This is a genomic window from Rosettibacter primus, assembly GCF_036860675.1.
GTDB lineage: Bacteria > Bacteroidota > Ignavibacteria > Ignavibacteriales > Melioribacteraceae > Rosettibacter > Rosettibacter primus.
In genome coordinates, this window is record NZ_JAYKGK010000013.1 from 1 (window position 1) to 13,646 (window position 13,646).

General features: G+C 32.3%; 14 protein-coding genes and 1 pseudogene. 6 read left to right on the top strand and 9 right to left on the bottom strand.

Annotation, left to right across the window (positions count from 1 at the left end):
* The first annotated feature begins 119 nt into the window (after positions 1 to 119).
* The 6 genes and pseudogenes from VJY32_RS13020 (at position 120) to VJY32_RS13045 (ending at position 2,379) form a co-directional block, all read left to right on the top strand.
* Entirely contained in the window at positions 120 to 575 is a 456-nt protein-coding gene (locus tag VJY32_RS13020; RefSeq protein ID WP_353678363.1) for a hypothetical protein, read from the top strand.
* A gap of 57 nt (positions 576 to 632) precedes the next feature.
* Entirely contained in the window at positions 633 to 929 is a 297-nt protein-coding gene (locus tag VJY32_RS13025) for a hypothetical protein (protein ID WP_353678364.1), read from the top strand.
* Positions 930 to 1,230: 301 nt separating this feature from the next.
* Positions 1,231 to 1,371: pseudogene (locus tag VJY32_RS13030) on the top strand (DNA starvation/stationary phase protection protein); the annotation flags it as partial.
* A gap of 29 nt (positions 1,372 to 1,400) precedes the next feature.
* Entirely contained in the window at positions 1,401 to 1,622 is a 222-nt protein-coding gene (locus VJY32_RS13035) for an NmrA family NAD(P)-binding protein (protein WP_353678365.1), read from the top strand.
* A gap of 173 nt (positions 1,623 to 1,795) precedes the next feature.
* The gene (locus VJY32_RS13040; protein ID WP_353678416.1) at positions 1,796 to 1,870 is read left to right on the top strand and encodes a cation transporter; all 75 of its coding nucleotides are present in this window, start codon (positions 1,796 to 1,798) and stop codon (positions 1,868 to 1,870) included.
* A 185-nt stretch (positions 1,871 to 2,055) separates the two neighbouring features.
* A complete protein-coding gene (locus tag VJY32_RS13045) occupies positions 2,056 to 2,379 on the top strand; it encodes a hypothetical protein (RefSeq protein WP_353678417.1) in 324 nt (107 codons plus the stop codon).
* Here VJY32_RS13045 and VJY32_RS13050 read toward each other — a convergent pair.
* The 9 genes from VJY32_RS13050 to VJY32_RS13090 all read right to left on the bottom strand — a co-directional run bounded on the left by VJY32_RS13050 (position 2,278) and on the right by VJY32_RS13090 (position 13,555).
* Complete coding sequence (locus VJY32_RS13050) at positions 2,278 to 2,898, bottom strand: hypothetical protein (protein ID WP_353678366.1); 621 nt, start codon at positions 2,896 to 2,898, stop codon at positions 2,278 to 2,280. The two genes, VJY32_RS13045 and VJY32_RS13050, sit on opposite strands and share 102 nt — an antisense overlap.
* Positions 2,899 to 3,553: 655 nt before the next feature.
* On the bottom strand, positions 3,554 to 5,398 hold the full coding sequence (locus VJY32_RS13055) for a glycoside hydrolase family 2 protein (RefSeq protein ID WP_353678367.1): 1,845 nt from the start codon (positions 5,396 to 5,398) through the stop codon (positions 3,554 to 3,556).
* Between the two features lie 39 nt (positions 5,399 to 5,437).
* Positions 5,438 to 6,556 (bottom strand): PKD domain-containing protein, encoded by a 1,119-nt coding sequence (locus VJY32_RS13060; RefSeq protein WP_353678368.1) that lies wholly within the window; start codon positions 6,554 to 6,556, stop codon positions 5,438 to 5,440.
* 2 nt (positions 6,557 to 6,558) lie between these two features.
* Positions 6,559 to 7,974: a glycoside hydrolase family 28 protein gene (locus tag VJY32_RS13065; protein ID WP_353678369.1), complete on the bottom strand. Its 1,416-nt coding sequence runs from the start codon at positions 7,972 to 7,974 to the stop codon at positions 6,559 to 6,561.
* A 212-nt stretch (positions 7,975 to 8,186) separates the two neighbouring features.
* Positions 8,187 to 9,458: an L-rhamnose isomerase gene (locus VJY32_RS13070; RefSeq protein WP_353678370.1), complete on the bottom strand. Its 1,272-nt coding sequence runs from the start codon at positions 9,456 to 9,458 to the stop codon at positions 8,187 to 8,189.
* 25 nt (positions 9,459 to 9,483) lie between these two features.
* A complete protein-coding gene (locus VJY32_RS13075; protein ID WP_353678371.1) occupies positions 9,484 to 10,524 on the bottom strand; it encodes an L-rhamnose/proton symporter RhaT in 1,041 nt (346 codons plus the stop codon).
* A gap of 18 nt (positions 10,525 to 10,542) precedes the next feature.
* Complete coding sequence (gene rhaM / locus VJY32_RS13080; RefSeq protein ID WP_353678372.1) at positions 10,543 to 10,857, bottom strand: L-rhamnose mutarotase; 315 nt, start codon at positions 10,855 to 10,857, stop codon at positions 10,543 to 10,545.
* Positions 10,858 to 10,938: 81 nt separating this feature from the next.
* Complete coding sequence (locus tag VJY32_RS13085; protein ID WP_353678373.1) at positions 10,939 to 12,183, bottom strand: glycoside hydrolase family 88/105 protein; 1,245 nt, start codon at positions 12,181 to 12,183, stop codon at positions 10,939 to 10,941.
* Between the two features lie 16 nt (positions 12,184 to 12,199).
* Positions 12,200 to 13,555: a hypothetical protein gene (locus VJY32_RS13090; protein ID WP_353678374.1), complete on the bottom strand. Its 1,356-nt coding sequence runs from the start codon at positions 13,553 to 13,555 to the stop codon at positions 12,200 to 12,202.
* Positions 13,556 to 13,646 lie beyond the last annotated feature (91 nt).

Below are 13,646 nucleotides of genomic sequence, written 5' to 3' on the forward strand. Positions count from 1 at the left end.
AATAATTATCGGCAAAGCTTTTCAGTGTTGCATTGTAGTTCTGGGCAGCGCTTTAGTTGCAGCGCCGTTATGCGTATGAGATATTACATATTTATTATAGATAACAAAGAGGTTACACAATGTCAGTAAACATTCAAAAAGTATTAGACTCTATTGTGAAAGTACTAGATAGAATTATCAATATGTTGGATATAACTCTCAATGCTTTTTATAAATTCTTAGACTATCTAATTAAAACATTCGAGGAAGTTGCAAAAAAGATATTGAACTTGCTTACTAATCTGCTCAGAGTAGTTTTTTACCTACTTCCTTTTATTTTAATGATTTTCATCGGTTCCACTAAGCATTGGCTTTGGATGTCAATTACTGGTTGGGCTGTAATAATATTTGTTCTTATTCTTTTCTTTAGAGATTTTATTGCTGAAATAAAAAAAGATAGTATAGGTATTAATCAAAGTTTACCTACTCAATCCAAACGAGCTTTTGTAGTAATATTTATACTTAACATATTGATGCTTTCTTATACTTTAATTTACTATTTCGTTGGCATCAGTCCAGAAAAATATATTTCATAATTATTTACTGAAGCTCCAGCAAATGAAAAAGCCAATGAAATTCGAGAAAGAGAATATTTGAATGTTCTCACTTCTAAAAGTAATACTGACAGCGCTACTATTATTTCTACAATTACAAAATTGGGGTTGTTAAAATCAAGCAAGGCATCTTCTTTGTTAATTGAGAAATTGAATGGATATATAGCTAAAAATCTTACTGAAAATGAATCAAAGGTAGTTAGTACAATCATAGATGCACTTGAGAATATTGGTGGAGAGAATGCTTGTAATTCATTAGTCCGATTTGAAGTCAATTGTAACAATAAAGATTTAGCTCTTAAAGCAAGAAAAGCGGCAAATAAAATCTGCCGTTAAAATATGAAAATACGCATAACCCGTTTTACAAGCCTATCACTTTCAACTGGTTGGCATTTGTGCAAATAAAAAGTTTCATTGTAAAAGTTAATTACGCTTTGAAGTAGGTTGTAATAAAAAAGTTTTTATAAAATCATTGGCGTTGTCTATTCAAAGTTGCATTGCTGTTATGGGCGGCGGCTTAAAAACAACGCCGTTGGGCGGTACACGCATCTGTCGATGTCACTTACAAAGAAGAAAATTATGACCAAGCAATCACTAGGCTCAGTTGTTTAAGTCCTCTCAGTGCTTCTCGCAACTAACCTACACGCTCTACCTCAAGGCGCACAATTACCACTTGAACGTCATGTGACCCATGTTCACGACACTCCACACGCTCTTTGAGATACAGTGCACGAAACTCGCCGTTGCGGTGGATGAAATCGCAGAACGCATTTGTGCCCGACGGCACATCGAACCACGGAGGTTCCCATGACCATCCTCGTCACCAGTGCGATTGGAGGTGTCGGCAACCGCTTCGTCCCACGCCTGCTCCAACAGGGGGAGACCATTCGCGCCTTCTTCCGCGACCCGGCCCACGCCAAGTCCATCGACCGGCTCGGCGCCGATCTCGTCGCCAGCGACCTTAGCGACACTGGCTCGCTCGGCAACCCCTGGACAGCATCGTTGAAGAAAAAGCTGGTTACAAAATAAAATCTGTCGAAAACATCAATCAATAAAACTCTGTGGTTCTCTGTGCAATCTCTGTGTTACTCCGTGTAAGTATTTTTGTTACACAGAGAACCACCGAGAAGCCACTAAGAGTCACAAAAAAATAATAAGGAGAAAGTATGGCTTTTGAAACAATAAAATTAGAAATCAGCGGAATGACTTGCGAGCATTGCGCAAAGACAATTGAAAAGAGATTATCAGCAATTAAAGGGCAATTTCTAAATCTGTAAGCTTTCCCGATAAAAAAGGTGAGTTTCAGTTTGATAACGAAAAAATTTCTCCAAAAGAAATAATTGATGCAATCAATTCAACCGGACACTATAAGGTTGTTGGTGAAATAGATGATACCAAATTTGGAACAACGAACTTTGATTTAATAATAATCGGCGGCGGCTCGGCTGCTTTTTCTGCAGCTATAAAAGCAAGTGAACTTGAGAAAAAAGTTTTGATGATTAATGATGGACTTCCTATTGGCGGTACCTGTGTTAATGTTGGCTGTGTTCCTTCTAAAACATTAATAAGAACAGCAGAACAATTTCACATTGCAAATCATCGGAATTTTTCTGGTATAATATCAGGTAATAGTAAAATTGATTTCAAGGAAGTTATTCGGCAAAAAACAGAATTAGTAGAATCTCTAAGAGAGCATAAATATATACATTTCCCATTTAGAATCATCATATACAGCAAGTCCACTATTGGTGCCTATCCACTTTCTATTTTCATTATCAACAGCTAATGAAAAAACAAAATCTGATGGTAAGCTTGAATTAGATTCATTGAATATGATCGGAGTAATACCATCGTATTTTATCATACCTGCTCCGATCTGAAAAATTGGACGTCCAGTTCCAATCCAGATATTATTTAATTTATCAAGAGCCCCACAAAGAAAATCTACAGGTATATTGAAATTGTTATGTTCTATAGTTGTTTCATTTAATTTTACTAAACCATTTCCAGTAGTAATCCATTTGTTATTCAAATTATCAATTATGATTGAATAAACTGTATTAGAAGGGAAATTAGATCTTTGAATATTGTATATCATCCAATTCTTACCATCAAATCTTACTAAGCCTGAATCTAAAGTTCCTATCCATCTATTGCCTGTAGAATCAATCGAAAATGCAAATATTGAATTTGATGGTAGGAGAGAATTATCACGATTGTAAATTATCCATACTTGATTTTGTGCATTAATAATTTGGGATATAGACAATAATAAAGACAATGTTATAAAAATTTTCTTCCTCATACCCCCTCCTATTTAAATATTTTTAATAATATTGAGTATCGAAGGCAATCATAAAAATTAATTTCCATAAGTTATCTTATGTATAAATATAATAATCTCTGATTGTTATATAAATACTATTTGATAACTCCAGTATAAAATAATCTATGAATTTCATTATATGAAAATTCGTTACGTTGTTAAGAAATTGAATTTCTTTTATCATAAAAAAGTTTATATAAAATTTTTTGTGAGTGAAACCTAATATGCAGAAATTTCATTTTGTATTGGGATTACTCTAATAAATTATGATTTTTCAATTTCCATTTAAAATTGTTAACTGAACCAATGTAGTATTAATCAATTTTATAAAAACATAAATTTACAATCTTAATAAACTTCGACAGATACTTTTTTGAATTATCTTTTGTGATAGCTTATTACGATAAAAATAAATTTTTTAAAAAAATATTGATTTGTTTTTCTTGATCAAGTCTTTGGAGATAAGTTTATGTTTTTCACAGATATGATACGTCAGGAAGGATTTAGTTTGCACTTATCTAATAATAAGCAACAAACTATTTTATTATGCGGTAGTCAAGACAGGAATTATAAAGATAATTCAGCTAAGCTAGATAAATTGCTAATTTATTTGTGAAATTGATTTTTCAGTTTTTCACTTTAGTATATTTTTGCTGGAAATTTCTTGATAAAAATTTTTTAATATATAAAAAGCTTTTTTCTTTATGCCAGAACTTGAAATAAGTCCTTTTCTATTCCAAAAGTTTTGATAAACAGGATGCTGCCTTCTTGGTGAACGGAAATCTACAAGTATCCATGGTGTAAATCCTTTAACTTGATTTAATCTTTTAATCATATTAATCTGCATTTTGAAAAAATATTCTTGATATTCTTCTGACCACACAGTCAAACTATCAGCATAAAATCCCTGTAATGCACCAGCTCCTGTTTCACTTATTAAAATTGGTTTATCATATTTAAATTGCCATTTAATATTTGCGAGTTTTTCTGGTTTACCTTCATACCAACCTATGTATTCGTTAAATGAAACAACATCAAGAAATTCTCCTAATGGGTCATCCATAACATATACATCAGGATTGTCTTTAAGATTATAAACTTGCAGAGCAGCAGAAATTAATCTTGTATCATCTAATTTCCTTGCTTTATCAGCAAGCGCCTTCATAAATTTTAATCTTTCTTGAGTTACAGGTGTTTCATTGCCAATTGACCAGATTATAATATTTGCTCTGTTTTTATCTCTCAATATCATTTCAGTTAATTGATTGAGAGCATTATTTAATGTTTTTTCATTATTCCATTGAATTGTCCAGTAAACAGGTATTTCTTCCCAAACAAGTAATCCTAATTTTTCTGCAGTTCTTATCATATATTCATTATGTGGATAATGTGCTAATCGAACATAATTACAATTCAATTCTTTAGCCCAATTTAAAAGCATGAAAGCTTCCCCTTCGCTGTATGCTCTTCCTTGTTTTAATGGATTTTCTTCATGAATGCAAATTCCTCTCAAAAAAATTGGTTTCCCATTAAGCAAAATATCATTTCCTTTAACTGCTATTGTACGAAATCCTATCTGGTCATAGATAGAATCAGTATTCATTACAATTTGAATATCATAAAGAAATGGATTTTCAGGTGACCAAAGAGTTAAATCTTTAACTGGGATTCTAAATTCTGCATAACCATTATCATCTGTTGAAATTTTATGTTTGATATTTGTTTTAGAAATTATGACAAAACCACTTTGTTTTTTTTCTTCTCCATTTAATTGAACAAAACCCTCTATTAATTGATTATTATCTTTACTTAATTGAATTTTATAATCCTGAATAAAAGTTGAATTAGTTTCTATCAGAAAAACATCTCGTGTAATTCCACCATAGTTCCACCAGTCTGTATTTATTGTAGGCACTCCATCAATTCTTCGAACATTATCAACTTTTACAATAACAAAGTTCTCGCCATCATTCAGCAGATTTGTGACTTCAAAATTAAAAGGAGTAAATCCGCCTATATGCATTCCGAGTTTCTTTCCATTAAGGTAAACATGCGCTTCATAATTAACAGCACCAAAATAAAGGAAATATCTTTTGTTCTCTTTTTTATTAACTTCAAAAGTTCTTTTGAACCAGATTGTTCCTTCATAAAATTTTAATTCGTTAACCTGTGAATTCCAGTCGCCAGGAATTGTCATAGACGGTGATAAATCGAAGTCATATTCAATTCGTTCTGATTTATCTTTTTGCTTTTGATTAAGAAAAAATCCACCCGAAGGAAATTCTGATTCATCATAAGGTTCCCTTCGATAATTATAATATCCATTTTCATAGGGGTCAACAATATAATTCCATCGTCCATTTAACGAAATTTTATTTCTATTCAAAACATTTGTTATGAGATTTAAATTATTATCCTGTGTAAAACTGTTAACATAAAATGTTAATAACAGAATAATTACAAAACTAATTTTTTTCATTGCTTCTCCTTTGATGTTAAGAGAACAAGAAGATTAATATTATTTAAAAGCTACATCCCAAACTTTTGTAAGTGAATCTTTGCCATCAGGACCTTCAACATATAGTGTTACATTATAATCTCCACCTTTTTTATATTGATAAACAGGATTCTGCTCATACGAAAAATCTCCATCTCCAAAATTCCATTTCCATATTTTAATATTACCTATTGATAAATCTTTAAAAGCTACAATTCTTTTTTCGAAGTCAATAATTTGAAAATTCCAGTTTGCTTTTAATTTAGGAAGAAATTGTGGAAGAAGCGGCATCAGTTTAAAAAGACACAGATACGAAGCATTTCCATACATTGTATGATGACGCGAAAGATTCCAGAAACCATTATTTTGAGATGAAGAATCATCATAATCAATAATTGCCCACGATAAACCTATCAATTTATTTTCCTCTAATTTTGATTCAACTGCTCTTGAAGGTCCATCAGCAGGAGCATAGTCAAAAAGAGTAATATAAAATTCGAGAGTTAATTTACCGGATTCACCACTTTTTTTGAAATCATAATTATAAGCTGCTAATGAATATGGAAATTCTTTAATCCAAGGTTGAACTCCCCAAACCATACACCAATCCTTATTTCCTGGAGGTGTAAAGATATGATAATTTTGAGCATGAACTCCATGCATTAACCAGTGTTCGTCTTGAGGAGATATTCGAGAATCAAGTTTTACTCTATCCTGACCTACAGCTTCTGGAGTCCATACTTTATAATGGACATGGTCTACAAGAGGACCACCTGATAAATCTCCATCAACCACTACTTCAAAAATATCATTATGGTGGTCTGCTCTGCTAAAACTCCAGTAATCATCATATGCTTCATATAAAAAATATAATCGATTCAAACCTTTAACCCATCCAACTTTAATTTTTACATCGAGATTTTTTTTATTTATTGATTGCTGTTTACCCGAATCCTCCCACAATTGTTCAATGCCAATTGTAAAGGAATCCGGCACAACTTCCCAATCATCAGCTTTGCCATCTATAACAGGAATTTTGTTGAGAGGAAATTGAAATACTGGGAATATTTTATCTTCTCTATCATGATATGTAAATGATATTGAAATCAACCATGCAAAAAAGATTAACAATTTTTTCATAATTATTCCTTTAGAAAAATTATATCCTCATATTTATCTGGATGTGCAGCTTTGCCGTTAAAATCTTTTATCTTAATATTACTGGACTTTTCTACTTTAATTGCATTACTAAAATATTCTGGCAAGTTATCAATCCATTTAACAGAAGAATTCATAATTTTAACATCATTAGCATATTTAATGCTTATAGCCGGGTTATCACAATACTCAATTGGTTCATAAACATTTGTTGGACGATTATCAAAAAGGCCGCCTTTATAATTAGTCCATCTTCCAATTTCTAAAGATACATTTTCAAGTAATACATTTTCAATAATACTTTCTTTTGTTCCATTAATTCTTATACTATTTTCTGATTTACCTTTCACATCTTTCACAATTACATTTGATATTTTCCCAATATTAGTATCGTTATTTCTTGGAATCGCAGTAAAAGAAATTGCTTCGCCTCGTCCCCACCACGGATTTGAATGATATCTTGAAACAAATTCAATATTCCTAAAGACAATATTACTTACGATTCCATTATCGCGAAGTTGAATATTTAATCCTCTGCAGCTTGATTTAATTTTACAATTCTCAAAAATAATATCATTAATATCGGAAGTTGTTTCAGTACCTATTTTTAATCCTGAATCCTGTGTTTCAAGAATACAATCATGAACATGTATTTTTGATGATGGTCCATAATCTTTTTCCTGTTTTGTAGCTTTAATTACAATTGCATCATCTCCGCATACAATATCACAATTTTTGATTTCAACATTTCTGCAATGGTCAGGGTCAATTCCATCACAATTAGGAACATTAAGATAATTTCTAATTTTTATTCCATCTACAACTACATCTTCACAACCAAGCATGTGCAATCCCCATTCTGGAGCATTGCTGAAAGAAAAATTTTTGAGATAGAGGTTCTTGCAATTTTTTAAAATAAACATTTTGGGACGCCAATTTTTGGGAATCCACCATTCATTTTCTTCTTCATAATGCGACATAAATTTTAGTGCTTGCCCTTCTATATTACCATAACCAGATATTGTAATTTCTTCGCTTCCATCTGCATAAATTACAGCAGAATTTTTATAATGTATTTGTTCTGTGCTTATCAATAACTCTGCTCCCTGGTCTATAAAAAACTCAATTCCACTTTTTAGTTCGAGCGTCCCAATAAGAAATTTGTATCCTTCAGGAATAATTACTTTTGATTGTTTACCATAAGTTGATGCTTTATTTATTGCTTCTTGAATTGCATGAGTATCTAATGTTTTTCCATCTCCTCGTGCACCATATTTCAAAACATTAAATTCTTTTTTAGGACCAAATTTCGAAATAAAAATATTGGGAATTAGAGCAGGTGCAAATGCAGTTAAAGCAATAGCACCAGCAGTTTTTTTAATTGCATCCCTTCTGTTCATATTATCTTCCCTGCATATTAAAAATCAAAGATAAATTTGATTAAAAAAGATGATTTAATAAAGATTTTTTTGATTGGAATTATCTAAAATGAAAGATATCTCAGAATATAACTCACTTATTACTCATTATTAATTGAAATGCATCCCAAAATATTTTTCATGCTAGGCAGGTTGCTAAAATGAAAATTACTTTTTGATAAATACCATTAACATTAAGTTCTTTTACTTAATACTTCAGCTTCATACTTCTGAATTTCTTTAATATAATCTTCGCCGATAGGCACATTATTTATCATGCAGTAGTAATCATAAATTGCTCCAAATGGTTTTGTCTTCATAATTTCGAGATAAGCCAGACGTTCAAAGAATTTTCCATTTTCTTCTAATTCTCTTAACATCTTTGTTGGTTCTAACATTGCATATAAAAATGCCAATTGAGTTGCTCTTGTTCCAATTACATAAGCACCGATACGATTAATTGAACCATCAAAAAAGTCGAGTCCAATATTTACACGGTTCAAAGCATTTGCTCTTACAATTTCCTGTGCAATTAGTTGAATTTCATCATTAAATATTACTACATGGTCGCTATCCCATCGAACACCACGACTTATATGTAATAACAATTCATCAACAAAAAGAAGCAATGATGAAATTTTATCTCCTATCTGTTCAGTAGGATGAAAATGACCGCAGTCAATACAAATCATTTTATTATTTTTTACAGCATAACCCATGTAGAACTCATGAGAGCCAACAACCATTGATTCAGAACCAATGCCAAATAATTTACTTTCAAGTGAATCTTTCAAATAATTTTTTGGATAATCAATTTTAAAAATTTCATCAAGAGAATCTTTCAACAAAGCTCGATGAGTATAACGGTCAACAGGAATATCTTTTGAACCATCTGGAATCCAAATATTATTAATGCATGGAGTTCCTAATTGTTTACCAATTTCAGCGGCAATTTCTCTTGTTCTTTTTACATGTTCTATCCAGAATTTACGATGTTGTTCATTTTTACTTGAAAGAGTAAAGCCGTCATCAGCATAAGGGTGAGAAAAACAAGTTGGATTAAAATCAATACCAATATTTAATTTCTTTGCCCAATCAATCCAGCTTTGAAAATGTTTTACTTCAATTTGGTCGCGGTCAACTTTTTTACCTTGAAAATCTCCATAAATAGCATGAAGATTAAGGCGTTGTTTGCCCGGAAGGAGACTCATGACTTTTTCCAAATCTGTACGTAGTTGTTCTAATGTTCTTGCTTTTCCCGGATAATTCCCAGTCACCTGAATTCCACCACCGTTTAATTCAGAATCAGGTGTTTCAAATCCTCCAACATCATCAGCTTGCCAACAATGCAAACTAATTTTTATATCATTTAGCTTTTTCAAAACTTCATCTGTATCAATGCCAAGTTCAGCATAAAGTTCTTTAGCTTTTTGATATAATTGTTCAATTGATTTTTCGTTTTTCATCAGAACCTCCAAAAGTTTAGTAGAATTATAATTTAATTACGAAAGTTGACAGAATAAGAAGAACAAGACCAAGTATTAAAGTAGAAATTGTTTTTGTGCCTGCGCCCTTCCATTCTTTTAATAGAATTCCCCAGACATTACTGAAAAGAATATTCAAAGCCATCAATATACTCCAGCCAAATACAAACATTTCGGCAGTAAGTTTACTTTGTCCCATTCCAAAGAAAAAGAATTGCAAATACCAGAGTGTTCCACCTAATAAACAGAATAATAAATTATTGACTAAAACTTTTTTATCAACTGAATAATAGTCACGAAAAGTCTTATTCTTAAAATTCAGATACATGCAATAGACAAAGTTTGTTAAAAATCCTCCAAACATTACAAAGATGTATGCAGGATTAACAACAAACAAAGGGTCAGTATTATATTCTGCAGCAACCTTTTGAATTGCATAACCGGCATCAATAACTCCTGGAATTCCATTAATTCCATAATTAAAACAAGCACTCATTAATCCTGAGAGAACAGCGATTAACAAACCTTTTTTAAGTGCAAAATCTTTTATTGCTTTTTTTCTATCTTCTTCAGGCATATTACGAGACCTCAATACGCCTGCATATCCAACTATTGCAATACCAACAACACAAATTGAAACCCCAATAAGAATTAATCTCCCTTCATGAGTAGCAAATAAATTTCTGCCGGAGACAAAAGGAGGAATAAGAGTACCAAGTGCAGCAGTAAAGCCAAGAGCAACGGATTGTCCAAGTCCAACACCAAGATATCGCATACTCAAACCAAAAGTAAGACCGCCCACACCCCAGAGTGCACCAAAAATCAATGCGCCCCAAATTGCAGAAGTTGGCGAATTAGCTAAAACTTCTCCTAAATTTGGAACAGTGAAGTATGCAAATATCCATGGTGCTATAATCCAAGAAATAACTCCCTGAACAATCCAGTAGGATTCCCAAGCCCATTCTTTTATTTTTTTTATGGGAACATAAAAACTAGCTGCACACATACTTCCAATTGCAATAAGTATAATACTCATTAATGAATCCATAATAATTTCCTTATTTTATTAATCCATATGAAAGACCATTTCTAAAGGAACAGAAATAGGAGAGAAATCTGGATTAGTTTCCATTATATCTGCCATATATTTCCACCATTTTTGAACAATTGGATTAAGACCCAAATCTTGTGATGAAGATTCACCAACTATTTTTTGAACTGCAAATAGAGTATTTGTTTCTTCATCTAAAAAAATAGAATAATCCCTTACTCCACTTTGAGTTAGCAAATCTTTTAGTTCTGGCCAGATTTGGTCGTGTCTGCGTTTGTATTCTTCTTTGCAATTTGGTTTTAATTTCATTTTAAATGCGAATATTTTCATGTGCAGCTCCATAAAATTTTTATTAGTAATAAATTTATTTATAATACTAAATCTTCATATCAGCGATAAGATCCAATGCAGCTACTTTTGATTTAATGTTTTCTTTAACTTAATTATTTCAATACCCGCATCTATTACTGCCCCAAGTCCATGTTTTTCATTTAATCTTGCGGGACGTTCATAGTAGAAAACCAAATTATCTTCAATGCCAGTTCCTACACAAATATCTTTAACCTGCCCGTCAAGTTGAATTTTATATTCCTTCAAACCTTCCCAGCCTTTTAGAGCAATTGAAGCATAACGTTTATCGAGCCAGCCTTGATTTACTGCTCGAGCAATACAGTAAACAAACATAGCAGTACATGAGGATTCGAGATAAGAATCATTTTTATCGAGCAATTGATGCCATAGACCTTCTTTGCTTTGATATTTAGCAATTCCAAGAATTTGTCTTTCGAGGTCTTTGATAATATCTTCTCTTCCTGGATAATTTTCAGGCAAAAAATTCAACAGATGAACTTTTGCCATCATTACCCAGCCATTACATCTGCCCCAATGCGCTACTCCATTTCTTTTGAGGTCAGTATAATAGCAATGCCAGTATAATTCTTTATTATTATCCCAGAGATACTTAGAAAAATTTTTAACCTGTGTTATAGCATCGTCCCAGTATTTTTTATCTCCTGAAAATTTACCCATTCTTGCGAGGAATGGAACACTCATATACAAATCATCAGCCCATAAAGTCATTCTGTAAGGAAAACTGCGAACTAATGTTCCATCTTCAATTCGTTCCTGTCCTTTAGTTATATGATTTGCAGTGTTCTCAATATATTTTTTATAATCATCACGTTTAACAAACTCATAAACATCAATCATACTTGCACCCATAGCCCCGCAATCATCCAACTCTCGCATTGTCCAGAGTTGACCAAATGGGAAAGTGTAATGTGGTCCATCTTTTTCTTTATTATATCTTGCCTGAAAATATTTATAATTATCCATACCAAAAGCCACATGCTCTGCAGCATAATCAGCATATTTTTTATCGCCTGTGAATTTAGATAAATTGATTAATGCCATATTCAAAACACCATTAGTATAATGCCATTCACCAAATGAATTTAAGAATCTTAATTTAGCTCCTTCAGGAACATTTTTTGTCGATTTAAATATTTCCCCAGTGTTGATATCCTTAAAACCTAATTCACCGTGTTCGAGAATGTAATCTGCAACTCTTCTTACAATCAATTCATCTACATCATTTTGTGCGAAAGAAACTTTACTTATAAAGAAGATTAATAAAAAGATTAATAATCGTTTCACTGCTATTCCTCCTATTTTATTTTGATTTGTGAAAATTTCTTTTTAACCATTCATCTGGAACTGGAATTAAACAAAGGTTCATTGCCTTTCCATCTTCAGAAATCATTGCTGATTGAATTAGAATTTTTTTACTATCAGGACTAAATGATGGATGTGGATGGTCCTGTGCAGTAATTTTATGATTAGTTGAAAGTAAAATCATTTCATGTGTATAACGGTCAATCAAATAAATTTCACGTGCAAAATCGTCTCCTGCTAAAAATCTCCCATCTGATGATCCAGCAACATGCCAGAATCCGCTGCCGTAAGGTATTTGTCCTGCAATAGTCATCTCTCTTGTATTAATATTTACAACTGCAAGTCCTGTGGGTTTTTCTCTTGTGCCGCAATTTCCCCATTCAATTTCCTGCCCTAAATCTTCCCCGCTCTGCTTAATATCTGTTAATATATTTTCAGAAGTGCCGGGAATTTTTCGATGACCCATTAACGCAAAAGCAACTTCGTCGGGAGTTATAACAACTTCATGAGTTACCCATTCATATGGTGCTTCTGGGTAAAGCGGTCTTAATCCTGTACCATCAGAATTTACAATCCACGTACGTTGAGGAGATTTACCACCTGTTTCCCAGCAAAATAAAATTTGACCTGGAACCCAAGGATTACTTTGAACATGTCCCACCTGAAAAGGTACCGATACTACATACTTAAGTTCGCCTGTTTTAATATTTATTCCAGCTATTCCACCCGCTCCTGCACCCATATTACGAGGACCATAGTTACCTTCGATTTTAGTTCCTTCTGGCAAATGTTTCATTGCTTTATTACGACCTACACGAAACCAGACCCATTCTTCATCAGCATCTAATGCTAAATCGCCACTGGCTTCATACTCTGCTGGAATTATTCCACAAACTCTTTGATAATGTGATTTATCTTTCAAATTACCTGATTTACTGTCATTAAATAATTCATCCAATTTTACTTCGATAATTTCTTGTGAACCGTTCATATCATGTGAATTTCTCATGCAATATAATTTCATCGATTTTCTCGCAACAAGCGGAGAACCTAAATATCCACCTTCTGTAACTTGAATAATTTCACCGGTTTTTTCATTTACAGCCATCACTTCACCTCTTACACGCCGAGATCTGAAAATAATCCATTGCCCATCAGATGTCCATTGATTATGTGTCGGATATATTTTTGAATCCCCAAAAGATTTGCTTGTTAAAAAAATTAGTTCAACACCTGTAATTGGGTCGGTTACAATTTTTTTCTCTGACGGAAAGCGAGTACCAATTTGTGCTTTTAAATTTGAGCATATCACTAAAAAAATTACAACTGCAATTAACGATTTAATACTTCTCATTTTCAGTTCTCACTTTTATTATATATGGAAAACAATAAATATGTTTTTGATAGATTAGATTGCTCTTTAATAAATCATTTTCTCCTAAAAA